This is a genomic window from Streptomyces sp. DS1-CR2, from assembly GCF_055760475.1.
The window spans coordinates 7,337,062-7,361,341 of the sequence record NZ_CM147085.1 but is presented as its reverse complement, the minus strand read 5'-3'; the positions used below and the strand labels follow the sequence as shown (position 1 = coordinate 7,361,341).

Below are 24,280 nucleotides of genomic sequence, written 5' to 3'. Positions count from 1 at the left end.
AACGCCTCGTACGACAGATCGCCTGACGGCACCGAAAGGAACCCACCGAACATGAGTGAGCTGAGCTATGACGTGTACGTCTGCGAAGGTGTCCCCCGCGCCCGGCCCGAGCGGCTGCCCGACGGCGGGCCGATCGTTTCGTCGCCGCTGGCCACGACATTGATCCTCGGAGACCGGGAGGCCGTGCTGGTCGACCCGCCGTTCACCCGCGAACAGACGCAGGCGATCGGTGACTGGGTGGAGCGCTCCGGAAAGCGCCTCGCCTACATCTATGCCACGCACGGCCACGGCGACCACTGGTTCGGCACCGGCATGTTGCTGGAGCGCTTTCCCGAAGCCATCCCCTATGCCAGCGAGGGCACCATCGGGATCATGCGCCGCAACGTCGAAGGGCGCGAGCAGTTCTGGGACGCGGACTTTCCCGGCCTGATCCCCGATGCCCCGCTCGTCTACCAGCAGATCCCCGCCGACGGGTTCGAACTGGAGGGGCACCGAATCGAGGCGATCGAGGTCGGGCACACCGACACCGACGACACGACCGTGCTTCACGTCCCCTCGATCGGCCTGATCGTCGGAGGCGACGTCGTCTACAACGGCGTGCACCAGATGCTGCTGGAAACCCCCAACGGCGGATTCGAGACGTGGTTGTCAGCACTCGACGTCCTGGAGTCGCTCAATCCCCGTGCCGTGGTGGCCGGCCACAAGAACCGTGACCTGCCCGACGATCCGGCCATCATCGACCAGACCCGCCAGTACTTGCGTGACGCGCAACGTCTTCTCGACGAGAAGCCCACCCCGCAGCAGTTCTTCGACGAGATCATCGCCCGCTATCCCGACCGGCTCAACATCGGTCCTGTCTGGTACGGCGCGCACGGCCTCCTCGGAAACCCCGCCGCCGAAGCGACCTCGGACGACCCGAACCACGCGAGCGAGTAGGGGGCGACAAGTGACACAGTCCAGGATCGACCCGTCAGCCGGCCGGGACGGAGCGCCCACGTCAGGCTTCGACATGTTCCGCAGTGCGTTCGTGGAAGCCGTCGGTCTGCGCTTCACCGAAGTCACCAACACACGGGTGCGGGGGGAGATACGGCTTGGCGCCGTGCACCACACCCCCTGGGGAGTGGTGCACGGCGGGGTCTACACCACCGCCGTGGAATCCGCCGCCACTGTCGGTGCGTCGGCCGCGGTGGCCGATCGCGGCGAGGTCGCCGTGGGAGTGGCCAACAGTACGGACTTCCTCCGGCCGCTCACCGCCGGGACGGTGGAGGTACTGGCCGAAGCGGTCCAGCAGGGGCGCAGCCAGCAACTGTGGCAGGTGACCCTCACCAGCGCCGACAACGGCAAGCTCATCGCCCGCGGCCAGCTGCGGCTGGCCAACGTCCCCGTCACAGGGCTCCCGAACACCCTGGGGCAGTCATGAGCATCTCCTCTTCGCCTTCCGCCGCTCACGGCCGCAGCTCGGCGGGCCTGGACGTATCGGCAGCGTTCGCGACCACGCTGGATACACCGGAGCACGTCCGGATCGCCGAGGAGCTCGGCTTCCGGCGTGCGTGGCTCTACGACACCCCGCAACAGAGCCCCGACGTGTGGATGTGTCTGGCGCTGGCCGCCGAACGCACCCATCGCATCGGACTTGGGCCCGGCGTTCTCGTACCGGCGCTGCGTAATCCGATGGTCAACGCCAGCGGGGCGGCGGCTCTCGAGCGCCTGGCCCCCGGGCGCGTCGCGGTCGCCTTCGGTACCGGATACACCGGCCGCCGTGCGATGGGGCAACAGCCCGTCTCCTGGGCGTACTTGTCTCGCTACGTCGCGACGTTCCGCGCGCTTCTCAGGGGCGAGACAGCCGAGTGGGAGGGCAGCCCGCTGCGCATGCTGCACACGGCCGCGTCTCTCCCGAGCACACCGGGCAGTATCCCGGTCTACATCGGAGCGATCGGTCCCAAGGGCATGGAGATCGCCGCATCACTCGGGGACGGGTTGTTCGTCGCCGGAGGCGGCGTCCCGGGCCGGGCCAAGTCGTTCGAGAAGGTCTTGTACCTGGCTGTCGGGTCGGTGCTCGACGACGGCGAAGCGCTCAGCAGTGAGCGACTGCGCACGGCCGCAGGCCCCGGACTTGCGCAGGTGTTCCACTTCTCCTACGAACTCGGCGGCGAGGAAGCCGTAAAAGCACTGCCCGGAGGTCCGGAATGGCTGGCCGTCGTGCAGGACACACCGGAGGCCCAACGCCACCTCGCGGTGCACAACGGGCACCTGCTGCATCTGAACGACGCCGACACCGCCGCCTGGAACGCTGGGGCCCACACGCTGGTCGAGCATGTCACCCTCACCGGCACGGCCGGAGACGTCCTCACCAAGGTCCAGGACCTGGCGGCGAACGGTGTCACCGAGATCGTGTTCCAACCCGCCGGCGACATCCGCCGTGAGCTGGAAGCCTTCGCCGACGCCGTGGGCATACGACGATGACGGCGGAGCACGGACCGGGATCGGCGGCAATGTACGACACATATAGTGAGGAGTTATCGAGCCGTACAGTAGAAGCATGACAAACGCAAGAACATACGGCCAGATGTGCCCGATCGCCCGTTCCATGGACGTCCTCGGCGAGCGGTGGACCTTCCTGATCGTGCGCGAACTGTTGCTCGGACCCAAGCGGTTCAAAGATCTCGTCGACGCACTGCCGACCCTGGGGCCGAACCGCCTGACCACGCGCCTGCGCAGTCTGGAAGACGCCGGGGTCGTTCGCCGGACCACGCTTCCGCCTCCCGCGGGGGTGGGCGTGTATGAGCTCACCGAGAGGGGCGAGGGGCTTCGTGAGCCGCTCGTCGCGCTCGGCCGGTGGGGCCTGGGTCTTCCGCCGTCTCCGGAAATCGATCCGGCGACCACCCGCGTGGACCTCATCGCCCTCAGCATTTCCAGCGTTGTCGCGCCGGACAAGCTCGTCGGCCTCAAGGAGATCTACGAGATGCACGTGGGGAGAGAGACATTTCATGTCGAGATCGCCGACGGCCGGATGTTGACAAGGAGCGGTCCTGCACCCGTTCGCCCCGACCTTGAAATCACCTGCCGGGTGCGGACCTTCCTCAAGCTGATTTTCGGCGGCACGCGAGCCGTCGACGCCGTCCAGTCGGGAGATTTGCAGGTGGCCCTCGGGGGGAACGAAGTGGTCGAGCGTGCCTTCGACCTGATGTCCGGTACAGAGATCGATTATCCGGTGTACCTAGGGATCTAGCGCGCGAGCGCCCCTGTCGCCGGAGCGTGAAGGAGCGATGCCATGAGCTTCAACCCGGCGACACCCGCCCTGTCATTCGAGCCATTGAGTCCCCTCTCCTTCCTGGACCGGTCGGCCGCGGTGTTTCCCGAGCGTACGGCTGTGATCGACGGGGACCGGCGCTTCACCTACGCCCAGTTCCACGACCGATGCCGTCGCCTCGCGGGTGCCCTGGCCCCGCTCGCGAACGGCCACCCGGTCGCCGTACTGGCACCCAACACGCACGTCATGCTGGAGGCCCACTACGGCGTCCCGTGGGCCGGTGCACCCCTGGTCACCGTCAACACCAGACTCTCCGCCCCCGAGGTCCGCTACATCCTCGAGCACTCGGAAAGTGCGGTGCTCCTGCAGGATCCGCAGTTCGACGAACTCGTGGCCACGGCGATCAGCGGCATGCCCAACCCGCCCCTGATCGTGCGCGCGGGCCCGGGCGACGACGGCGCGTACGAACAACTCCTCGCGGCCGCCGTGCCGGCAGCCGTTCCGTCGCCCGATGAGCGAGCGCTGCTGTCCGTCAACTACACCTCCGGAACGACCGGCCGTCCCAAGGGCGTCATGTACCACCACCGTGGCGCCTACCTCCAGGCGCTCGCGATGGTCACGCACACCCAGCTGAACGCGGCCTCCGCCTATCTCTGGACCCTGCCGATGTTCCACTGCAACGGCTGGTCCTTCCCGTGGGCGGTCACTGCCGCCGGCGGGACACACGTATGCCTGCCGAAGGTGGAGGCTTCGGAGGTCTGGCGGCACATCCAGGGCGAACGCATCACCCATCTGTGCGGTGCGCCTGCAGTGTTGTCCATGGTGGTGAATGCCCCCGAGGCCAGCCGGGAGTCGGACGGTGTCATCCGCTTCCTGACCGGTGGGGCGCCGCCGAGCCCCACCCTGCTCGCCGCCGCGGAAGGTCTGCGTATCGACGTCACACATCTGTACGGACTCACCGAAACGTTCGGGCCGGCGCTGTTGTGCGACTGGCACCCCGAATGGAACGGCCTCGACGTGGCGGAGCAGTCCAGGCTCAGGGCCCGTCAGGGCGTGGCCAACGTCATCGGCCTGACCGCCCGGGTGGTCGACCGCGGAAACGACGTCCCCGCGGACGGCACCACGATCGGTGAGATCCGGTTGCGCGGCAACAACCTCATGCTCGGTTACTTCAAGGACGACGCCGCGACCGCCGCGGCCGCACCGGACGGCTGGTTCCGCACCGGCGACCTCGGCGTCCGTCACTCCGACGGATACATCGAGCTGAGGGACCGCAGCAAGGACGTCATCATCTCCGGCGGAGAGAACATCACTTCCATCGAGGTCGAGCAGGCCATTGCCAGCCACCCGGCAGTCCTCGAGGTCGCCGTCGTCGGAGCCCCGGACACCAAGTGGGGCGAGGTGCCCGTCGCGTACACCGTGCTGCGGCCGGATGCGGTCGCCACCGAGCAGGACATCATCGACCACGTCAAATCCCGCATCGCGCGATTCAAGGCGCCCAAGCGGGTCGTCTTCGGTGAGCTGCCCCGAACCTCCACCGGGAAGATCCAGAAGTACCTGCTCCGCGAAGGTGAGCGGGCCGCTTCCGACAACCGACCTTCCTGAAGACCGACTTGACCGGACTGCCGTTTCCGGCTCTGGCACGCCCCGGGCCGCGTACGCTTCCGGCCGCCGCGGCTTCTTGACCTGACCACCCGCCACACAGAACAGGTACGCTCGCCATGGATTTCGCCTCGCTGCCCGACCGCCGCACCGAACTCGACCCGCACGGACCCGCGGTCTCCGACGGTCGTCAGTCGCTGACCAACGCCAAGTTGCTGCAACGCGTCCGAGCGGCGGCACGTCACCTTCAGGACCTCGGTATCGAGCCTGGTGACGTCGTGGCCCTCAAGCTGACGAACCGCGTCGAGTTCGTTCTTCTGCTGTTCGCGTCCTGGCGGATCGGCGCCACCGTCACACCGGTCAATCCGAAGCTGACCGAGGTCGAGGTCGCGCGCCAACTCAAGGACTCCAGCGCACGCCTGGTCGTGGTCGAGGACGGCACGACCGCTGAAGGCGGCATCACCACACTCGCCGTCGCAGACGTGTACGAAGAGACGGCGGGGGGAGACCCCAGACCCCAGTCGCACCCGTCAGCGCCAGCCCTGCTCATCTACACCAGCGGCACGACCGGAGTACCGAAGGGCGTGGTACTTGACCACGCCAACATCGACGCCATGACGGACATGATCCGCAAGGCCCTCGAGTTGGGGCCGACCGACCGGAGCCTGCTGATCCTGCCGCTCTTCCACGTCAACGGCACAGTGGTGAGCGTGCTCACGCCGCTGCTCGCGGGCGCCAGCGTCGTCATCGCCGACCGGTTCGATCCGCACACGTTCTTCGATGCCATCGAGCGCGAGCGCCCCACCTTCTTCAGCGCTGTTCCCACGATCTACAACATGCTCGCGGCCCTGCCGGACGCTGTCCGGCCTGACACGTCGTCCGTGCGCTACGGCATCTGCGGCTCGGCGCCCGCTCCCGCCGAGTTGCTGACCCGGTTCGAGGCCCGGTACGGGTTTCCGCTCATCGAGGGGTACGGGCTTTCCGAAACGTCCTGCGCCTGCACCATCAACCCCCTCGCCGGCCCTCGACGCGCCGGGACCGTGGGGCTTCCGTTCCCTGGGCAGGAGATCCGCATAGCCGACGCGAGCGGCACCGAGCTGGCGCCGGGGGAGGCCGGCCAGGTCCTCGTGCGGGGCGCCAATGTCATGCGCGGCTATCTCGGCCGTCCGGACGAGACCGCCAGGACCGTCGTCGACGGCTGGTTGCACACGGGCGACATCGGCCGCCTCGACGCCGAGGGCTATCTGACCCTGGTCGGGCGCTCGAAGGACATGATCATCCGCGGTGGGGAGAACATCTACCCCAAGGAGATCGAGGATGTCCTGGCGGGCGATGAGTCGGTCCTTGAGGTGGCCGTGATCGGCGTACCCGACGAAAAGTGGGGAGAGGTCGTCGTCGCCTACGTGCAGCCGCGACCGGGCCTGACGGTCGATACGGCAGCGCTGGAAGCGCTGTGTGCGCGCAGTCTCAGCGGCTACAAGCGCCCGACCGCATACTTCGTGGTGGAGGAGATTCCCAAGAACGCGGTCGGCAAGATCGACAAGATCTCGGTGCGAGCAGCCCACGCCGCGGCATCTGTCGGCGCTTGACCGATTGGGGAAGGAATCGTCTCAAGCGTTCTCCTTGCCTCCGATCGCGCGCAGAAGGAAGGGCAGCAGGCGGTCGGCCGTAGCCACCGCGGTGGCCGTGTCCACCTCGTCCGGGAGCAGGGGGGTGAGGAAGAACTTGCTCATCATGGGGCCGATGATCAGGTCGCCGAGGAGATCGGCGTGCTCGACCGGTGAGATTTCGCCCCGGTCCACCGCACTTCGCGCTATCTCCTCCATACGCCGGCGCACAGGCGCCACGAATGTGTTCGTGAGCGCCTCAGCCAAGGGGGCGTTGTGCCCGGCCTCGGCGATCAAGGACCTCAGCACCCCTCCCTCCTTCCCTGTCATCGAGGCCGCCTTGTCCCGGAGGAGGGCGCGCAGGTCGCCTTCGAGGGTGCCGGTGTCCGCAGGTGCCGTGAGCTCCTGGGCGTACGCCGCCGCAGCGGCGACCACCAGGACCTCCTTGGACGGCCAGCGGCGGTAGAGGGTGGCGGTAGACACTCCGGCGCGGGCCGCTACGGCAGCGGTCGTCAGTCCGCCGTACCCGCTCTCGCTCAGGACGGCCAGAGTCGCGTCCAGCAGCGCACGGTCCCGGGCGGCATCGCGGGGACGTCCCCGGCGTGCCGCCGGCCCGGTCATCGGCCGTCTCCCGCGGAGACGTGCACGGACGCACGGGTATCGAAGCGCCGGAGGGCCTGGGCGCTGAGGCGTTTGAAGAGCGCGGGATGCGTGGGAGGGGTCACATTGCAAAGCGTACACTCATACGAAACGAAATGATTTCGTTTCGTATATGCTTCAGGGCATGAAGCCAAACACTCACGTGGACATCGACTCCACGACAGAGCACGCAGCCGAAACCGTCACACGCCTGCGCGCCACCTTTGACACGGGTCGCACCAAGCCCCTGGCCTGGCGGAAACAGCAACTACAGGCGCTGCGACGTCTGCTGACCGAGCAACAGGACGTCTTCGCGGAGGCACTGCACACCGACCTCGGCAAGAGCGCGACCGAGTCGCACGTCATGGAGATCGGCTTCCTCGTCAGGGAGATCGACCACACCCTCCGCCACCTCGACCGATGGATGCGCCCGAGCAAGGTCTCCGTGCCCCTGTCACTCGTGCCGGCCCGGGCCTGGACCGTGCGTGAGCCGCTGGGCACGGTGCTGATCATCAGTCCCTGGAACTACCCGCTGAATCTGGCGCTGGCCCCCCTCATCGGGGCACTCGCCGCCGGGAACTGTGTCGTCCTCAAGCCCAGCGAGGTCGCCCCCGCAACCTCCGCGGTGCTCGCACACTGGCTGCCCAGGGTCCTGGACCCGCAGGCCGTGGCCGTCGTCGAGGGGGGCGTACCGGAGACGACCGCCCTGCTGGACCAGCGGTTCGACCACATCTTCTACACCGGCAACGGCACGGTCGGGCGCATCGTCATGGCCGCCGCGGCCCGTCATCTCACCCCGGTCACCCTGGAACTCGGAGGCAAGAGCCCCGCCGTCGTCGAACCCGGCTCCGATCTCGCGACGGCCGCCCGCCGCATCGCCTGGGGCAAGTTCATGAACGCGGGCCAGACCTGCGTCGCGCCCGACTACGTGCTCGCGATTGGCCCGGCGGGTGATGAGATCGAGACGCACCTGACCGACGCGATCCGCGAGATGTACGGCACCGATCCGGCCCGGAGCGGCGACTACGGTCGCATCATCAACGAGCGCCACTTCGACCGGCTGGCCGGCCTGCTGAACGATGGCCGGACCGTCGTCGGCGGCGACCACGACCGTTCCGACCGCTACATCGCCCCCACCGTACTGGCAGACGTCGAGCCCGACTCCGCCGTGATGCGCGACGAGATCTTCGGCCCCGTCCTGCCCATCATCCGGGTCCCCGACCTGGACGCGGCCATCTCCTTCATCACCGGGCGGGACAAGCCGCTGGCCCTCTACGCCTTCACCGCGTCCAAACGCTCCAAGCAGCGACTGATCGCGGAGACCTCCTCCGGCGGCCTGACCTTCGGCGTCCCGACCGCCCAGCTCGCCGTGCCCGGCCTGCCCTTCGGTGGCGTGGGCGAGAGCGGTATGGGCCGCTACCACGGCTCGTACTCCCTAGACACCTTCAGCCACACCAAGTCCGTCCTCGACAAGCCGCTCAAGCCGGACACCCTGCGCGTCACCTACCCGCCCTACACCCGCCGCAAGGACCGCGTGCTGCGACGGATCACGTGAACCGGCGCGGAACGAGCCGCCGGGGGCTGCTCGATGCGCTGAGCCTCACATCCATCACGACGACAAGCCGGCCAGCCGATACCTCAGCACACGACGGGCGCCAGCCTCTCGCGGGTTCAGGCCCCGGGCCGGCGAAAGGGACCACCGATGAGAACTGATCGAGCGGAAGCCTTCCGCACCGAGCGCGCGGAGATGCTGCGCTTCTGCGGGGAACTGGACGAAAAGGAGTGGAGCGCTGCGAGCAACGCGGCCGGATGGAGCGTCCAGGATGTGGTCGCGCACATCGGCGCCACCTGCCGCTCCTTCTTCACCCCCTCCGTGGTGACGCTGATGCGCATGAGGGACCTCGAGCGGACCAACGAGGTGTTCGTCGACCAGCGCCGAGGCCAGCCGGTCTCACAGACGCTCGCCGAGTACGAACGCTGGAGCCGGATGATCGGAGTGGCCGCGCGGCTGCCCCTCGACTGGATGCGCCTGCCGATGGCTGAACTCGGCTGGTTCCCCGGCGGGCTGATGATCGCCGGTGCGATGACGTTCGACCATCACACCCACCTTCGCCACGACATCGCTCCCGCTCTGGGGCGGCCGGTTCCGGGCACCGACGCCAACCGGATGGCCACCGTGCTCGAGTGGATGTTCGCCGTCCTGAGAAATCAGCTGCGGTCGGCGCGGCCGGCCTGGTTCACCCAGCCGCTCACGATCGAGCTGGAAGGACCGGGAGGAGGCAGCTGGTCCGTGGGCCCGGGCGGCGTAGTGACCGTCGGACCGTCGGACAAGCCGGCGGCCACCATCACCGGACGCGCCATCGACTTTCCGGAATGGGCCACCCACCGGGCCGACTGGCGCCACCGGGACCTGCGGATTTCCGGCGACGCCGACTACGCCGCTCGGTTCCTCGACTTCGTGAAGGTGGTGTGAGCGCTCATCATGGACGGGATTCATCCCTTTCGCGTCCTGCGGGCCCGAGGACTGTGGATCGCCAACGGCGCCATCGCCGGCGTCCTGGCCCTATTGTTCGCGGTCCTCTACGTCGGCGCCAACGTCGATCCGGCCGGCCACCTGCACAAGCTTCCCGTAGCCGTGGTCAACGCCGACAAGGGGGCGATCGTCAGCGGGAAACAGGTCAACCTCGGGGCGCAGACTGCCCAGTCGATCACTCAATCCACCACCGGTGGAGACAAGGTCGACTGGCAGTTGATGGACGAGAAGGAGATGAAGGAGAAGCTCGGCCAGGGCAAGCTGTTCGGCGCCCTCGTCGTGCCCGCTGACTTCTCCTCCTCCGCCATCGCGCTGACCGACACCGCGTCTACCGAGACGCCGGTTCGCCCGACGCTCACGGTGCTGACCAACCAGTCCGCCGGCAGCCTGGGATCCAATCTGGCGAGGGTGGCGACGACGGAGGCAGCCGAGAACGCCTCACGCGAGGTGGGCAGGCAGTTGTCCGCGCAGACCGGTGCCGAGGGGACGAAACTGACCTCCGCGGCGCGCCTCCTGCTGGCCGACCCGGCAGCCGTCGACGTGCAGGACGGCCATCCGCTCGACTCGCACAGCGGCTTCGGCCTGACGGCCTTCTACTACGCGCTCGTCCTCGTGGTCCTGGGCATGCTGTCCGCCAACGTCATCAGCGGCCAGGTCGACCACGCCCTCGGCTACACCCACAACGAGACGGGGCCGCTTCGCAGACAACGCCCACTGATCCGGGCGAGCCGGGTGCAGACCCTCGCCATCAGCAGCACCATCATGGTCGGCCTCTCGGTACTCATGGGCAGCCTGGTGCTGGCAGGAGCAGTCGGCCTCATGCGCATGGACGCCTCCCACCTGCCGCTGCTGTGGCTGTACTCGGTGTGCGCGATCGCGGTCGTCGGGATCGGCGCGCTCGCCCTGCTCGCTGTCTTCGGCACACCCGGCATGCTGCTCGTCGCGCTGGTCTTCATCGCGATGGCCGTGCCGACGGCCGGCGCCACCACCCCCATCGCGGCGCTGCCCGGCTTCTACCGCCTCCTCGCGGAGTTCGAGCCGCTGCGGCAGATCACCGGCGGCGTCCGCTCGATTCTCTACTACGACGCCCAGGGCGACGCCGGCCTGACCCGCGGCTGGGTCATGATGGCCGCCGGCCTCCTACTGGCCGCACTCTTCGGCTTCGGCGTGACGGGCTGGTACGACCGCAAGGGGCTGCACCGCGTTGCCGCCGCCGACGACAAGCCGCAGGCCGCGGTCCCGGCGTAACGAACATCGACCGGGGAGTGTCAGTTCCCGTTCCCAGCCATAGTCACGCGGCGTGGCCGAAGGCCGCTCAGGTGGTGGGGATGAACTGTTCAGCCCAAATGGTCTTGCCCGTACGCGTATGGCGAGTGCCCCATCGCTCGGTGAGCTGGGCGACCAGAAGCAGGCCGCGGCCGCCCTCGTCGCTCAGCCGGGCCCTGCGCAGGTGGGGGCTGGTGCTGCTACCGTCGGAGACCTCGCACGTGAGTGTCCGGTCCTTGATCAGTCGCAGTCGGATCGGGCCGGTGCCGTAGCGGATGGCATTGGTGACCAACTCGCTGACGACGAGCTCCGTGACGAACGAGGCCTCCTCGAGCCCCCACTCGGTGAGACGGTCGCAGGTGCGTTTGCGTGCCTCGGCCACGATCGCAGGATCACTGGGCAGATCCCAGGAAGCCAGGCTCTCCGGGCCGAGGGCCCGGGCACGGACCAGCAGCAGAGCGACGTCGTCGCCGTCGACCGCGGGGTGTTGGGTGTTCAGGACCGTGTCGCAGAGGGCTTCGAGCGAGGATTCCGGCCGGGCGAGTGCCTGGCACAGGCTGCGGTTGCCTTCGTCGAGGTCGTGATGGCGACTTTCGATGAGGCCGTCGGTGAACAGAGCCAGCACGCTGCCTTCGGGCACCGTGAGCTCCGCCGCTTCGAAGGGCAGGCTGCCTAGCCCCAGGGGAGGGCCGGCCGGCAGATCCACGACATGGGCCGTCCCGTCCGGTCCGACCACGACAGGGGGTGGGTGGCCGGCGCGGGCCAGTGAGCAGGTGCCGGAGACGGGGTCGTAGACGGCGTACAGGCAGGTGGCGCCAATGTCTCCCGGGATCTCCGACGCCGAGGCGTCGTCGGCGTCGGAGATGTCCTGTGGGAGCCCGGAGTGGGTCACGATGTCGTCGAGGTGGGTGAGGAGCTCGTCAGGTGCCAGGTCGATGTCGGCGAGGGTGCGCACCGCTGTGCGCAAACGACCCATAGTGGCTGAGGCACTGATGCCGTGCCCAACGACGTCGCCGACGACGAGGCCGACTCGCGCGCCGGGGAGTGGGATCACGTCGAACCAGTCGCCGCCCACCCCAGCGTTGCCGCCCGCAGGCACATAACGGGACGCCGTCTCCACGGCAGGGTGGACGGTCGGCCCCTGGGGCAGCAGGGACCGCTGGAGCGCCAGCGCGATGCCGCGCTCGTGGGTGAACCGACGGGCGTTGTCCAGGCAGATCCCGACCTTGGCCACCAGGTCCTCGATGACGGTCAGGTCATCGCGGCCGAAGGGGTCGGGAGAGGCCGAGTGCCTGAGGAAGAGGGCGGCCCCGAGGATCACGCCACGGGCCCGGATGGGCACCGCGAGCAGGGAGTGCGTTCCGAAGGCGCGGGCGCACGCCGCTTGTACGGGTTCCTCGGCAAGCCACCGAACGATGTCGGGGTCCTTGACGTTGCCCAGCACCGCACGGCCAGTGGCCTGGCAGCGGGCGACGGGAGACGATTGCGGATGGGTGTGGATCGCGCCGATGCCACGTGCCGCGTCGGGCGGGAGAGGGTGGGCGCCGCCCTGCGCCGCTCGTCGCAGCGAGACAGGTCCCGTACGGGGACCGGGGCCGGGCAACTCACCACGGAAGACGTCGTCCAGCAGATCGACGCTGACGAAGTCGGCGAAGCGGGACACCGCCACGGTCACGTCGACGAGTTCCTGGGCGGTGCCCGCCACATCCAGGCTCGCGCCGATGCGGGTCCTGGCCTCGCTCAGCAGGGCCATGCGCTCGCGGCCGCGGTACTGCTCGGAGTAGTCGTTCACCACCAGGCCCACCGCGTGCACCCGGCCGTGCGCGTCCTTGAGAGGGAAGACGTCCACAGCCCAGGCATGTGCCCTGGGTTCACGCGGGAGTGCTACGAAGAGTTCGGTGTATTCCGGCTCGCCAGTCTCGCCGACCCGGAGGATCCGCCGCTCCGCCTCCTCGAACGCGGATCCTGGGAGGTACTCGCTGAGACGTCTGCCGCGTACTTCACTCTGGACGAAGCCCACCGCCCGCCGGGTGGCCTCGTTGGCCCACAGCAGCCGCCCGTCACGGTCGTGGATCGAGAGAGATGGGGACTGCTGCTCCAGCATCCACCACATGAGGTCCTGCAGCTTTCCTGTCTCCGGTGACGGCACGGTCGTCACGAGGAAGTGCTGCTGGTGTGTCGTGCCGAGCAACGGGCTCAGGTGGGCCCTCGTATGCAGCAGGCTGCCATCGCGATGCCGGAACGTCGCCCCGTCGGGGGAGAACAGATCGCCCAAGGGGCGGCCGATGATCTCTGCAGGGGCGTACCCCAGAAGCTCCTGGGCCTCGCGGCTCCAGTAGGCCACACGTCCGTTCCCGTCTGTCACGGCTATGGTCACGGACTCGTTGAGCTGGGCCTCGTCCGGCTGATCTGTGCGTCGGTTGGGTGGCCCGCCGGTGCGATGCATGGTGCACCTGGCCCTTCTGCCTTGTGCCAAGGCACTCTCCACGATTGTCCGAGGAGCGGCCGAGGGCAAGACGAGACGAGGCCTGGCGTCCGCCGGCAGCATCTGGTTCAGCCCTGTGGTCCCACGCCGCGCAGAAACGTGTCGACGACGAGCATGGCCAGTGCGTCCGCGTTCTGTCGGACCTGCTCCGGGTCCATGTCCTCGCTGCCCCCGTGCAGGGCCTCGTCGACGAGGGCGTAGCAGACCCGCCGTGCCCACATAAGGTCCGCGTCCGGGGCGAGGAGCCCTCGCTCTGCGCCCGGGCCAGAAACTCGAGGGCGGCGGCGTTGATCTCCGACCAGATCACTGCGGTGAGCGGGGCATCGGCCAAGGGGTGGCCGAGTGTGAACCGCCAGACGCTCTTGATCCGCAGTGAGTTTCGTGGTGACGCGGTGCAGCGCCACGAGCGGCGGTGCGGTGTCCATATGGGCGTCCTCTACGGCCTCCATGAGCTGCCGCTTAGCTGAGGCGGCGAGTGCCTCGCTGAGGGCCTGGCGGCTGGCGAACCGCCGGTGCACCGTCGTTCTGGCCACGCCCGCGGCCTCGGCGATCTGCTCCATGGACGCGCCGGGGTCCTGGGCGAGCACCCGCTCGGCCGCCTTCAGAATCGCGCTTCCGCGTTGGTGAAGCCAGTGTCAGTGCTGACCGTCTCGGGACGGACCGGGCCGTCCGCGTAAAGACCGCGTCCAAAAACAAATGACGATGCGCACGTCAGCTGGGCTGGCCGGTGCCCAGCAGGACGAGGGCATTGCGAATGCCCTGCTCAAGAAGCTCGTCCGAGAGCCGCCGGTCGGACAGGGCGCGGGAGAGCTGCAGCGTCCCGGCCATCATGGCGAGGAGGCCGAGCGCCTCCACGCGTGCCGCCTGCGGATCGCCCTGGGGCAGACGGGCGACGATGTCATCGATGAGAAGCAGCACGCATTCGGTGTACGCCTGCTTGGTTGCGTCTGTGCAGCGGCCGATCTCGTCGAGCAGGGCGGCGGAAGGGCAGCCGCCCTCCGGGTTGTCCCGATGTCGCACCGAGAGGTACTCACGCACGATCTGCTCAAGTCCGGCGCGGCCGGGCGCCTGGGCGCAGACGTGCGCGCTCTGCGTCTGCAGCTGGTCGGCGACAACGGTGGCGACGAGGTCGTCCTTGGATGCGAAGTGGGAGTAGAAGGCGCCGTTGGTCAGCCCCGCGTCTCCCATGAGCGTCGAGATTCCCGAGCCGTCGATGCCGTCCTTCTTGAATCGGCGCCCGGCCGTCTCAATGATCCGTTGCCGTGTCGCCTCCTTGTGCTCTTGCCCGTATCGCGCCACACGCTTCTCCGTCTCCCCGTGGGCATTGCTTGCCGTCCGCGCCGTCACCAGCGCTCCCCATATTACAGTACGGGCATAATCCAATGAGTGGCGGGGCTCAGATATGAGACATTGCGTGGTAGTTGGGTGCCGGCCACGGAGGCGGGGACCGGGAGGCACGGTGTTGCCCGCGGCGAGGGCCCCTGCAGCAGGTTGACCGGGCAGTTCAGGGCGCGATGACCGGACCGCGCCGAGCGGGTCAAGGTGGCTGCCGACGGTGGCGCCGGAGGGCGGGTGGGCGAGCGGGGCCGCGTCGAGAGACGTCGGGCGCAGCCGCTCCTCCCCCTTTGCGCCGACGCTCCGTTCGGTGCGTCAGGCGGCGAGGAAGTTGGTCACCTGAGTGGTGAAAGCCTTAGCGTGCTGGAAGAGAAACGCATGGCCCGCATCGCTGTACAGCACCAAGGTGGCGTTGTCGAGGTGCTGGACGGCAACGTAGGAGGCGAAGGCCGGGAGCATCACGTCGTGGACGCCGTTGGCGTACAGGACAGGGTGCTTAATGGCTTTCAGCTCTGCGCGCACCTGCTCGAAGGGGACTTCCAGGACCTTGCCCACTGCGGTGAGCAGGCCGTTGGCCGCCGCTTCGGAGATGCCTGGGCCGCCGGCGGCGAGTCGGGTGGAGACGTGGTCGACGTGTGTGAGCCCGGAGGCGCGGGCTGCCTCGGTCTCGGGGTAGAACAGATACAGCATGTCCTCCAGGTCGCCGCCGTCGGGCTTGGACATGATGCCCAGGACCTTCTCGCTCATGGGCGGCGCACCCGGAACCCAGCCGGTCGGACTGCTGCCTGCCACAACGAGCTTGCGCACCAGTTCGGGGCGGTGCAGGGCCACGCGCTGGGCCACGAAGCCGCCCAGGGACCAGCCGAGCAGGTCGGCCCGAGCAAGGCCGAGTGCCTCGATGAACTCGATGACGCCCTCGGCAAATCCGTCGAGAGAGTCGCGCGGCTCGCCGGTGGTGTAGCCGATTCCGATGTTGTCGAAGACGATCACGTCATGGTCGGCGGCCAGGTAGTCCAGGAACTCAGGGTCCCACCAGTCGATGGTCGCGCGAAAACGGTGCAGCAGAACCAGCGGGACTCCGCCCTGCCGGCCCATTCGACGGTAGGTGAACCGCGCGGAGGGACCCTCCACGGTGAGTTCCTCGGCCTTGTCTGCCAGATAAGTGGTCATGATGTCCTTCTCTTGCTGGTGGGGGTGTGTTCGAGGCCGCGCGTGCTTTGCCGGGCACGGCGATGTCGCGCGGGGGAACGCTGAAGAGCGCGGACGAGGCGGATGCCTCGCTCCTTACGGCTGGTCGACGAGTGTCAGCTGGCCAGCTTGTTGGTCTTACGGATCTGCTTGTCGAAGGCCCGGGCAGGAACGAGGCGGCGCGCCGTGCTGATGCGGCGGGCGTTCGGGCTGGCGGCGTACCGCAGCCGCGGCTTGGAGTCGGTGATCGCCGCGACGATCGACTTGACGACGACGGCGGGGGCGTCACCGTCCTTGCCGAACGACACCGCTACCTGGTCGGCGATGCGCCGCTGCTCGGCGTATACCTGCAACGGCATGTCGGGCTCCACGGCGTTCGCATCGAACGGGGTGTTGGTGCCGGCGGGCTCGACGAGCAGAACCCGGACGCCGTGGCCGCGAACCTCGTGATCCAGCGACTCGGAGTACCCCTCGACCGCGTGCTTGGACGCCGAATACGCGGCCATGTAGGGCTGGGGGATGAACCCGAGGATGGACGAGATATTGATGACGCGTCCTTCCCTCTGGGCGCGCATGTGTGGCAGGACGGCCTTCGTCATGCGCATCACGCCGAAGACGTTGATGTCGAAGACGCGCTGGGCCTGAACGATGGAGTTTTCCTCGTCGGCGCCCGATGAGCCGATGCCGGCGTTGTTGACCAGGACGTCGATCCGTCCATATCGCTCGATTACCTCCGCGACCGCGGCAGTGACCGAATCGTCGCTGGTCACGTCGAGGGTGAGGAAGGTCATGCCATCGCGGCGGGCGGGCCCCGGCGCCTTCCGGCTCGTCCCGATCACCTCGAAGCCCTCCTTGACGAGCGCGAGCGCCGTTGCCTTTCCGATGCCGGAGGAGGCACCCGTTACTAGTGCCACCGGTCGTGCTGTTGCCATCATGTGCTCCCAGCTCATTAGATTATGGTCGTAATCTTAAGTTCGAGCGTAGCAGCATTGATGGCTAAGTGCATCACGTGCGTTTCGACAGTTCGGTATATTGCAACAGCAGTGACGCGTTTAGGTGTCGAGTCGCAGATCGGAGGGTGGGCGCGGCGCACCTGGAGGCGGTTCGAGCTGGTGGGCGGGTCGTCCCGGCGAGTCGATGGCGAGCGACCGTGGGACGGGCTGCATGGCCGACCGCGTGCTCTCGGGCCGCGTTGGTCAGGGGGGTGGTCGCGTCCAGGCCGACCGGGGGGTCGCCCTTGAGGTTGCCGAATGGCGCATCCGTCAGGTCCTCACGCCCTGAGCGTCGATCTGCTATCGGGTCGCTCGCTTGCGCTCTCCACCGTGTCCCGCTACGCGATCCGGCGCCGCCTGAGAAGGTCGCTTGCGATCCATCGGTCAAACGCATAACATTACGGTCATAATTCAATGAGGGCTGAGAGCTCTCATTGAAGACGGCGAGGTGCTGGAGCTTGTGCATCTGGCTGCCCGTGACCCTTCAAACGGCCGCGACTCGGCGTGACGCGAGCGTTCATGGTGCGGCGCCTTGGCGCGCCATTAACTGAGCCTCGCTCTTCCGGCTGGCCCTGCGGGAGCCCACCGGCCGACCGATGAGCCGCATGCAAGCGGTGTTGGCCGTAGGCCCCCGCGCAACCCCCATCAATCCATGCTTACTTAAGGAATTGCCCATGTTGAATGCCCTGTGGACCCCGACCGCCGCCGGAGACATCCCCCTGCCGCACCGGGTGGCGATGGCCCCCCTGACGCGGAGCCGGTCCACCCCGGAAGGCGTGCCGACCGAGCTGAACGCCGAGTACTACGCCCAGCGCGCCTCGCACGCCCTCATCATCACCGAGGGCACCCAGCCCTCCGCCGACGGACAGGGCTACCCGGTGACCCCGGGCATCTACACCGATGAGCACATCGCCGGCTGGCGGAAGGTCACCGACGCCGTACACAAGGCCGACGGGCGCATCGTCATCCAGCTCATGCACGTCGGACGCCTCTCCCACCCCGACAACACCCCCCACAGCCGACAGCCCGTAGCACCCTCCGCGATCAAGCCGGAGGGCGTCACGTTCACCGCGTCCGGCTTCCAGGAAATGCCGGAGCCCCGCGAACTGTCCACCGAGGAAGTCGCCGCCACGGTCGACGACTTCCGGCGCGCCGCCGCGGCCGCCATCGCCGCCGGCGCCGACGGTGTCGAGATCCACGGCGCCAACGGCTACCTGGTGCACCAGTTCCTCTCCACCAACGCCAACGAGCGCACCGACCGCTACGGCGGCTCCATCGACAACCGCATCCGCTTCGCCGTGGAGGTCGCCACCGCCGTGGCCGACGAGATCGGCGCCGGCCGCACCGGCATCCGGATCTCCCCCGGCAACCCCTTCAACCTCGGCGACATCACGGAGAGCGACACCCACGAGCTCTACCAGGCACTCGTGCGCGCCCTCGCCCCCCTCAACCTCGCCTACCTGCACGTCCTCGCCCACGGCGGCGACGAGGAACTCCTGCATACCCTGCGCAAGCTGTGGCCGACCACCCTCGTCCTCAACCGGGCCGGCACCGACATCCCCACCCGCGCCAAGGACATCGAAGACGGCCTCGCCGACGTCATCACCGTCGGCTCCCTGTCACTCGCCAACCCCGACCTCGTCGAGCGCATACGCGCCGGCGCGCCCCTCAACACCCCCGACCCCGACACCTTCTACACCGGCGGCGCAACTGGTTACACCGACTACCCCACCCACACCATTTCTTCTTGACTCGGTTGGTGGGCAGGCATGGGTGGGGTGCTGAGCGAGTCATATAGGTGTCAAGTCGAACTCGACATCGAGGACGCGTACCGGCTGACCGGCCTCACCCCGCTGGCGGTCGGCGCGACCTGGCCGTACATCAAGCCGTCCCAGGAACTCGTCGCGGCGTACCCCGAGGACCCGGTCGTGGTCGCCCTGCACGCGACCTGCAGCCCTTCGTCGACCTGGTCGACACCCATGGCCCCGACGCCATCCTGTCGGCCGTCGCCCGCTTGGTCCCGGAAGGGGTAGCCGAGGTGACCGTGTCGACAGCCCACAAGGCCAAGGGCAGGGAATGGGCTTCGGTGAGGATCGCCTCGGACTTCGAGCCCCCTCCACCGCCGAACGAGCCCGACCGCGCTCCGGCCAAGTCGCAACCCCCGGTTGGCGACAGCGAAGCGCGCCTCGCCTACGTAGCCGTCACTCGTACACGCCGACGACTCGACCTCGGAGGCCTCTCTTGGATCAACGACCGCTCAGAAATCCCCGAGCTGAATCCTGATCGTTGACGGAGACATGCGCGCGAGCGGAAGTTCGCAACTCCGCGAAACCCGAACAGGTTGACTCCCGCACCAGACGGTCGGCGCCGTGCAGCGGGTTCGAAGGTCACGAACGGGCTACGGTTCTCGGCATGGTCTGAGACAGCAACCTCCGAGGTCCGATGTACATCACCCTGGGTCCTCACCTGGCAGTTCGTGAGACAGGAGAGGGCCTGAGACATGCGAGCTGTTCATAAGCCGGACCGCGGCGACGGGCACCTGGCCGCGCTGCTCGCCGCTGACCTCGACCCCGTCGAGGCGCTGGTGAGCCATGTCGCAACCGGCAAGGGCATGGCCCCGAAGTGGCTGCTCGCCACGCGCGGCTGGACCCGCGAGGACTTCGACGCAGCCGCCGACCGGCTCCGGGAGCGCAAGGTGCTCGACGCGCAGGGCGAGTTGACCGACGTCGGAGTGGCGCTGCGCCGCGACCTGGAAGCGCAGACCGACCGGCTCGACCGGGAGCCGTACGCGCACCTGGGCGAGGCGGGCGTGGCCCGGCTCACGGAGCTGGCGACGGGTTTCATGGGCACCGCCCTGGGCGCGGGCGCGTTCCCGGCCGACCTGATCGGCAAGGCCGCCTGAACGGCCACCAGGCGCCGGCAGGCCGGTGGGCTGCCCCCCGTTGTCGGCGCCACCTGCCACAATTGCCGCGCACCCTCAGTTGAGAAGGCGGTACGGCATCGTGGCAACACCCAGCGCAGGTCCCATCACGGGGTCCATCGAAGGCAGGATTGCCGAGGAGCTCGGCGTACGGGAGCGGCAGGTGAAGGCCGCCGTCGAGCTGCTCGACGGCGGTTCGACGGTCCCGTTCATCGCGCGCTACCGCAAGGAAGCGACCGAGATGCTCGACGACGCGCAGCTGCGCACGCTCGAGGAGCGGCTGCGCTATCTGCGGGAGCTGGAGGAGCGGCGTGCGGCGGTCCTCGACTCGGTCAGGGAACAGGGCAAGCTGACCGACGAGTTGGCGGCGCAGATCATGGCCGCCGAGACCAAGGCGCGCCTCGAGGACATCTATCTGCCGTTCAAGCCGAAGCGCCGCACCAAGGCGCAGATCGCGCGCGAGGCGGGTCTTGAGCCGCTGGCGGACGGGCTGCTCGGGGACCCCACGGTGGAACCGGCCGCCGCGGCGGCCGCGTTCGTCGACGCCGACAAGGGCGTCGCGGACGCGCAGGCCGCGCTCGACGGCGCCCGCGCCATCCTCACCGAGCGCTTCTCCGAGGACGCCGACCTGATCGGCGAGCTGCGTGAGCGCATGTGGGGCCGGGGTCAGCTGGCCGCCAAGGTCCGCGACGGCAAGGAGGAGGCGGGTGCCAAGTTCGCCGACTACTTCGACTTCTCGGAGCCGTTCACCGCGCTGCCCTCCCACCGGATCCTCGCGATGCTCCGCGGCGAGAAGGAGGACGTCCTCGACCTGACCCTGGAGCCGGAGGAGCCGGGCGACGTCGCCGGTGGCCCGTCCTCGTACGAGCCGATCATCGCGGACCGGTTCGGGATCAGGAACCAGGGGCGGCCCGGGGACAAGTGGCTGTCCGACACGGTGCGCTGGGCCTGGCGGACCCGCATCCTGGTGCACCTCGGCCTTGACCTGCGGCTGCGGCTGCGCACCACCGCCGAGGACGAGGCCGTGCAGGTCTTCGCGGCGAATCTGCGGGACCTGCTGCTCGCCGCCCCGGCGGGCACGCGCGCGACGCTGGGCCTCGACCCCGGCTTCCGTACGGGCGTGAAGGTCGCGGTAGTCGACGCGACGGGCAAGGTCGTGGCGACGGACGTCATCCACCCGCACGTGCCCGCGAACCGGTGGGACGAGGCGCTGGCCAAGCTGGCACGCCTCGCGGCCCAGCACTCGGTCGACCTGATCGCGATCGGGAACGGCACGGCGTCGCGCGAGACCGACAAGCTCGCCGGTGAACTCATCACCAAGCACCCGGAGTTGAACCTCACCAAGGTGATGGTGTCGGAGGCGGGCGCGTCGGTGTACTCGGCGTCGGCCTTCGCCTCGCAGGAGCTGCCCGACATGGACGTGTCGCTGCGCGGCGCCGTGTCGATCGCCCGCCGCCTCCAGGACCCGCTGGCCGAGCTGGTGAAGATCGACCCGAGGTCGATCGGTGTCGGCCAGTACCAGCACGACCTGTCCGAGGTGAAGCTGTCGCGCTCCCTGGACGCCGTCGTCGAGGACTGTGTGAACGGCGTGGGCGTGGACGTGAACACGGCGTCCGCTCCCCTCCTCGCCCGCGTGTCCGGCATCGGCTCGGGCCTCGCGGAGAACATCGTGGCGCACCGCGACGCGAACGGCCCGTTCACGTCCCGCAAGGGTCTCAAGGACGTGGCCAGGCTGGGCCCGAAGGCGTACGAGCAGTGCGCGGGCTTCCTGCGGATCCGCGGCGGCGACGACCCGCTCGACGCGTCGTCCGTGCACCCGGAGGCGTACCCCGTGGTCCGGCGCATGGTGAAGACGACGGGAGGCGAGGTCGCGTCCCTGATCGGGAACGCGGCGGCGCTGCGCGGGCTGCGGCCGGCCGAGTTCGTGGACGACAAGTTCGGTCTGCCGACGGTCTCGGACATCCTGAAGGAGCTGGAGAAGCCGGGGCGCGACCCGCGTCCCGCCTTCAAGACGGCGACCTTCAAGGACGGTGTCGAGAAGATCTCCGACCTGGCCTCCGGGATGGTGCTCGAGGGCGTCGTGACGAATGTGGCGGCGTTCGGCGCGTTCGTGGACGTCGGTGTGCACCAGGACGGGCTCGTGCATGTGTCCGCGATGTCGAAGACGTTCGTGAAGGACCCGCGGGACGTCGCGAAGCCGGGTGACATCGTCAAGGTGAAGGTCCTCGACGTGGACATCCCGCGCAAGCGGATCTCGCTGACGCTGCGTCTCGACGACGAGCCGACGACGGGCGAGCCGGGCGCCGGCGGGGCGGGTGCTGGTGCTGGTGCCGGTGGCGGACGCCGGGAGCGCGGCGGACGCCCGCCGCAGCAGCGAGGGCAGCAGCGCCAGGGACAGGCCGGCCAGGCACCGGGCGGCCAGGCACAGGGCAGCCAGGGCCGACGCCAGGGACAGGGCCAGGGCCAGGGCCAGGGCCAGCGGCAGCAGTCCCAGGGGCAGCGGCGCGGTGGCGCGTCCGCGCCGGCGCCCGCGAACAGTGAGATGGCCGAGGCACTGCGCCGCGCGGGCCTGCTCGACCCGAAGAGGCGCTGACGCACCCGGGGCCGGTCACCACGCAGGTGACCGGCCCCGGGCAGCACGTCAACGCGGGCGGCCGGTGCAAACGCGGCCTGCACACGTCAGCCCGGCGCCACGCGTCTGCCCACGCGGCCCCGGTCAGCCCACTCGGCACGGGTCAGCCCATGCGGCACGGGTCATCAGGCCATGGGGCACAGTCAGCCCACGCGGCACCCGTCAGCCCACGCGGCGCACCTCAGACCGACAGCTCCGTCACCTTGCCGTCGGCGACCTCTAGACGGCGCTGCGTCCTGACGGCGTCCAGCATGCGGCGGTCATGGGTGACGAGCAGGAGCGTGCCCTCGTACGAGTCGAGCGCCGACTCCAGCTGCTCGATGGCGGGCAGGTCGAGGTGGTTGGTCGGCTCGTCCAGGACGAGCAGGTTGACGCCCCGGCCCTGGAGCAGCGCCAGCGCGGCGCGGGTGCGCTCGCCCGGCGACAGCGTGGCCGCCGACCGCAGGACGTGATCGGCCTTCAGGCCGAACTTCGCGAGCAGGGTGCGCACCTCGGCCGGCTCGGTGTCCGGCACGGCCGCGCAGAACGCGTCGAGCAGCGACTCCGAGCCGTGGAACAGGGCCCGCGCCTGGTCGACCTCGCCCACGACGACACCGGAGCCGAGCGTCGCGTGCCCCGCGTCCAGCGGCACCCGGCCGAGGAGCGCGCCGAGCAGCGTCGACTTCCCGGCGCCGTTCGCCCCCGTGATCGCGATGCGGTCGGCCCAGTCGATCTGGAGCGAGACCGGACCGAGCGTGAAGTCGCCGCGCCGCACCTCCGCGTCGCGCAGCGTGGCGACGACGGCGCCGGAGCGCGGCGCCGCCGCGATCTCCATGCGCAGCTCCCACTCCTTGCGCGGCTCGTCCACGACGTCGAGGCGCTCGATCATGCGCTGCGTCTGCCGGGCCTTGGCCGCCTGCTTCTCGCTGGCCTCGCTGCGGAACTTGCGGCCGATCTTGTCATTGTCCGTGGCCTTGCGGCGGGCGTTCTTGACGCCCTTGTCCATCCAGCCGCGCTGCATCTGGGCGCGGCCTTCGAGCGCGGACTTTTTGTCGGCGTACTCGTCGAACTCGTCGCGCGCGTGCCGGCGGGCGACCTCGCGCTCCTCCAGGTAGGCCTCGTATCCGCCGCCGTAGAGGTTGATCTCCTGCTGGGCGAGGTCGAGCTCCAGGACCTTGGTGACGGTGCGGGTCAGAAACTCCCGGTCGTGGCTGACGACGACCGTGCCCGCGCGCAGCCCGCGCACGAAGGACTCCAGGCGCTCCAGGCCGTCCAGGTCGAGGTCGTTGGTCGGCTCGTCGAGCAGGAACACGTCGTAGCGCGACAGCAGCAGCGAGGCGAGGCCCGCGCGCGCGGCCTGGCCGCCGGAGAGCGAGGCCATCTCCTGGTCGAGCCCGACGCCGAGGCCGAGGGAGCCGGTGATCTCCTCGGCGCGCTCGTCGAGGTCGGCGCCGCCGAGGTCGAGCCAGCGCTCCAGGCTCACGGAGTACGCGTCGTCGGCCCCCGGGGCCCCGTCGACGAGTGCCTGGGTGGCCTCGTCCATGGCGCGCTGCGCGGCGTCGACGCCGGTGCGCCGGGCGAGGAACTCGCGCACGGTCTCGCCTGGGCGGCGCTCCGGCTCCTGGGGCAGGTGCCCCACGGTCGCGCCGGGCGGCGAGAGCCGCAGCTCGCCCTGCTCGGGGGTGTCGAGGCCGGCGAGGAGCTTGAGGAGCGTGGACTTCCCGGCGCCGTTGGCGCCGACGAGCCCGATCACGTCCCCGGGCGCGACCACGAGGTCGAGCCCGGAGAACAGGGACCGGTCGCCGTGCCCGGCGGCGAGGTTCTTGGCTACGAGAGTGGCAGTCATCAGACC

General features: G+C 69.0%; 19 protein-coding genes and 2 pseudogenes. 14 read left to right on the top strand and 7 right to left on the bottom strand.

The annotated features are described in order from the left end of the window. Nucleotides 1-51 precede the first annotated feature (51 nt). The 6 genes from ACY0PA_RS34540 to ACY0PA_RS34515 all read left to right on the top strand — a co-directional run bounded on the left by ACY0PA_RS34540 (nt 52) and on the right by ACY0PA_RS34515 (nt 6,441). On the top strand, nt 52-936 hold the full coding sequence (locus ACY0PA_RS34540; RefSeq protein ID WP_473081363.1) for an MBL fold metallo-hydrolase: 885 nt from the start codon (nt 52-54) through the stop codon (nt 934-936). A gap of 10 nt (nt 937-946) precedes the next feature. Then, complete coding sequence (locus ACY0PA_RS34535; protein WP_473081362.1) at nt 947-1,420, top strand: PaaI family thioesterase; 474 nt, start codon at nt 947-949, stop codon at nt 1,418-1,420. Further along, on the top strand, nt 1,417-2,463 hold the full coding sequence (locus ACY0PA_RS34530) for an LLM class flavin-dependent oxidoreductase (protein WP_473081361.1): 1,047 nt from the start codon (nt 1,417-1,419) through the stop codon (nt 2,461-2,463). Before ACY0PA_RS34535 ends, ACY0PA_RS34530 begins: the two co-directional genes overlap by 4 nt. A 76-nt stretch (nt 2,464-2,539) precedes the next feature. Next, nucleotides 2,540-3,229, top strand: coding sequence for a winged helix-turn-helix transcriptional regulator (locus ACY0PA_RS34525; RefSeq protein WP_473081360.1), 690 nt, complete (start codon nt 2,540-2,542; stop codon nt 3,227-3,229). Nucleotides 3,230-3,271: 42 nt separating this feature from the next. Beyond that, nucleotides 3,272-4,855, top strand: a complete 1,584-nt coding sequence (locus ACY0PA_RS34520; RefSeq protein WP_473081359.1) for an AMP-binding protein — start codon at nt 3,272-3,274, stop codon at nt 4,853-4,855. A gap of 116 nt (nt 4,856-4,971) precedes the next feature. Beyond that, nucleotides 4,972-6,441 carry a class I adenylate-forming enzyme family protein gene (locus ACY0PA_RS34515; RefSeq protein WP_473081358.1) on the top strand — a complete coding sequence of 490 codons (1,470 nt, stop codon included), beginning with the start codon at nt 4,972-4,974 and terminating at the stop codon, nt 6,439-6,441. A gap of 21 nt (nt 6,442-6,462) precedes the next feature. On the opposite strand, the gene ACY0PA_RS34510 is transcribed toward ACY0PA_RS34515, so the two are convergent. Further along, the gene (locus ACY0PA_RS34510; RefSeq protein ID WP_411088894.1) at nt 6,463-7,080 is read right to left on the bottom strand and encodes a TetR/AcrR family transcriptional regulator; all 618 of its coding nucleotides are present in this window, start codon (nt 7,078-7,080) and stop codon (nt 6,463-6,465) included. 163 nt (nt 7,081-7,243) lie between these two features. On the opposite strand from ACY0PA_RS34510, the gene ACY0PA_RS34505 reads away from it, so the two are divergent. The 3 genes from ACY0PA_RS34505 to ACY0PA_RS34495 all read left to right on the top strand — a co-directional run bounded on the left by ACY0PA_RS34505 (nt 7,244) and on the right by ACY0PA_RS34495 (nt 10,879). After that, nucleotides 7,244-8,653: an aldehyde dehydrogenase family protein gene (locus ACY0PA_RS34505; RefSeq protein WP_411088893.1), complete on the top strand. Its 1,410-nt coding sequence runs from the start codon at nt 7,244-7,246 to the stop codon at nt 8,651-8,653. Nucleotides 8,654-8,800: 147 nt separating this feature from the next. After that, nucleotides 8,801-9,571 carry a maleylpyruvate isomerase family mycothiol-dependent enzyme gene (locus tag ACY0PA_RS34500; protein WP_411088892.1) on the top strand — a complete coding sequence of 257 codons (771 nt, stop codon included), beginning with the start codon at nt 8,801-8,803 and terminating at the stop codon, nt 9,569-9,571. A 9-nt stretch (nt 9,572-9,580) separates the two neighbouring features. Next, nucleotides 9,581-10,879 carry a YhgE/Pip family protein gene (locus ACY0PA_RS34495; protein WP_473081357.1) on the top strand — a complete coding sequence of 433 codons (1,299 nt, stop codon included), beginning with the start codon at nt 9,581-9,583 and terminating at the stop codon, nt 10,877-10,879. 67 nt (nt 10,880-10,946) lie between these two features. Here the strand turns inward: ACY0PA_RS34495 and ACY0PA_RS34490 are convergent, their stop codons facing one another. From ACY0PA_RS34490 to ACY0PA_RS34470, 5 genes are all read right to left on the bottom strand, one after another. Then, complete coding sequence (locus ACY0PA_RS34490; protein ID WP_473081356.1) at nt 10,947-13,343, bottom strand: SpoIIE family protein phosphatase; 2,397 nt, start codon at nt 13,341-13,343, stop codon at nt 10,947-10,949. A gap of 107 nt (nt 13,344-13,450) precedes the next feature. Then, entirely contained in the window at nt 13,451-13,987 is a 537-nt protein-coding gene (locus ACY0PA_RS34485; RefSeq protein WP_473086525.1) for a TetR/AcrR family transcriptional regulator, read from the bottom strand. A gap of 106 nt (nt 13,988-14,093) precedes the next feature. Beyond that, nucleotides 14,094-14,681 (bottom strand): TetR/AcrR family transcriptional regulator, encoded by a 588-nt coding sequence (locus ACY0PA_RS34480; RefSeq protein WP_473081355.1) that lies wholly within the window; start codon nt 14,679-14,681, stop codon nt 14,094-14,096. 351 nt (nt 14,682-15,032) lie between these two features. Then, a complete protein-coding gene (locus tag ACY0PA_RS34475; RefSeq protein ID WP_473081354.1) occupies nt 15,033-15,887 on the bottom strand; it encodes an alpha/beta fold hydrolase in 855 nt (284 codons plus the stop codon). A 134-nt stretch (nt 15,888-16,021) separates the two neighbouring features. Further along, complete coding sequence (locus ACY0PA_RS34470; RefSeq protein WP_473086524.1) at nt 16,022-16,837, bottom strand: oxidoreductase; 816 nt, start codon at nt 16,835-16,837, stop codon at nt 16,022-16,024. A gap of 734 nt (nt 16,838-17,571) precedes the next feature. Here ACY0PA_RS34470 and ACY0PA_RS34465 point away from each other — a divergent pair. The 5 genes and pseudogenes from ACY0PA_RS34465 to ACY0PA_RS34445 all read left to right on the top strand — a co-directional run bounded on the left by ACY0PA_RS34465 (nt 17,572) and on the right by ACY0PA_RS34445 (nt 22,410). Beyond that, complete coding sequence (locus ACY0PA_RS34465; RefSeq protein WP_473081353.1) at nt 17,572-18,648, top strand: alkene reductase; 1,077 nt, start codon at nt 17,572-17,574, stop codon at nt 18,646-18,648. 18 nt (nt 18,649-18,666) lie between these two features. After that, complete coding sequence (locus tag ACY0PA_RS34460) at nt 18,667-18,930, top strand: hypothetical protein (RefSeq protein WP_473086624.1); 264 nt, start codon at nt 18,667-18,669, stop codon at nt 18,928-18,930. Next, nucleotides 18,840-19,187, top strand: a pseudogene (locus ACY0PA_RS34455) (3'-5' exonuclease); the annotation flags it as partial. The gene ACY0PA_RS34460 and the pseudogene ACY0PA_RS34455, both read left to right, overlap by 91 nt. A gap of 234 nt (nt 19,188-19,421) precedes the next feature. Then, a pseudogene (locus tag ACY0PA_RS34450) lies at nt 19,422-19,799 on the top strand (SCO6745 family protein); the annotation flags it as partial. A gap of 100 nt (nt 19,800-19,899) precedes the next feature. After that, entirely contained in the window at nt 19,900-22,410 is a 2,511-nt protein-coding gene (locus ACY0PA_RS34445; protein ID WP_473081352.1) for a Tex family protein, read from the top strand. 220 nt (nt 22,411-22,630) lie between these two features. On the opposite strand, the gene ACY0PA_RS34440 is transcribed toward ACY0PA_RS34445, so the two are convergent. Beyond that, nucleotides 22,631-24,274, bottom strand: coding sequence for an ABC-F family ATP-binding cassette domain-containing protein (locus ACY0PA_RS34440; protein ID WP_473081351.1), 1,644 nt, complete (start codon nt 24,272-24,274; stop codon nt 22,631-22,633). Nucleotides 24,275-24,280: the final 6 nt, after the last annotated feature.

Coding starts and splice junctions, on each gene's coding strand:
- ACY0PA_RS34540 (WP_473081363.1), top strand. CDS start 52: ATGAGTGAGCTGAGCTATGACGTGTACGTCTGCGAAGGTGTCCCCCGC.
- ACY0PA_RS34530 (WP_473081361.1), top strand. CDS start 1,417: ATGAGCATCTCCTCTTCGCCTTCCGCCGCTCACGGCCGCAGCTCGGCG.
- ACY0PA_RS34525 (WP_473081360.1), top strand. CDS start 2,540: ATGACAAACGCAAGAACATACGGCCAGATGTGCCCGATCGCCCGTTCC.
- ACY0PA_RS34520 (WP_473081359.1), top strand. CDS start 3,272: ATGAGCTTCAACCCGGCGACACCCGCCCTGTCATTCGAGCCATTGAGT.
- ACY0PA_RS34515 (WP_473081358.1), top strand. CDS start 4,972: ATGGATTTCGCCTCGCTGCCCGACCGCCGCACCGAACTCGACCCGCAC.
- ACY0PA_RS34510 (WP_411088894.1), bottom strand. CDS start 7,080: ATGACCGGGCCGGCGGCACGCCGGGGACGTCCCCGCGATGCCGCCCGG.
- ACY0PA_RS34505 (WP_411088893.1), top strand. CDS start 7,244: ATGAAGCCAAACACTCACGTGGACATCGACTCCACGACAGAGCACGCA.
- ACY0PA_RS34500 (WP_411088892.1), top strand. CDS start 8,801: ATGAGAACTGATCGAGCGGAAGCCTTCCGCACCGAGCGCGCGGAGATG.
- ACY0PA_RS34495 (WP_473081357.1), top strand. CDS start 9,581: ATGGACGGGATTCATCCCTTTCGCGTCCTGCGGGCCCGAGGACTGTGG.
- ACY0PA_RS34490 (WP_473081356.1), bottom strand. CDS start 13,343: ATGCATCGCACCGGCGGGCCACCCAACCGACGCACAGATCAGCCGGAC.
- ACY0PA_RS34475 (WP_473081354.1), bottom strand. CDS start 15,887: ATGACCACTTATCTGGCAGACAAGGCCGAGGAACTCACCGTGGAGGGT.
- ACY0PA_RS34470 (WP_473086524.1), bottom strand. CDS start 16,837: ATGGCAACAGCACGACCGGTGGCACTAGTAACGGGTGCCTCCTCCGGC.
- ACY0PA_RS34465 (WP_473081353.1), top strand. CDS start 17,572: ATGTTGAATGCCCTGTGGACCCCGACCGCCGCCGGAGACATCCCCCTG.
- ACY0PA_RS34460 (WP_473086624.1), top strand. CDS start 18,667: ATGGGTGGGGTGCTGAGCGAGTCATATAGGTGTCAAGTCGAACTCGAC.
- ACY0PA_RS34440 (WP_473081351.1), bottom strand. CDS start 24,274: ATGACTGCCACTCTCGTAGCCAAGAACCTCGCCGCCGGGCACGGCGAC.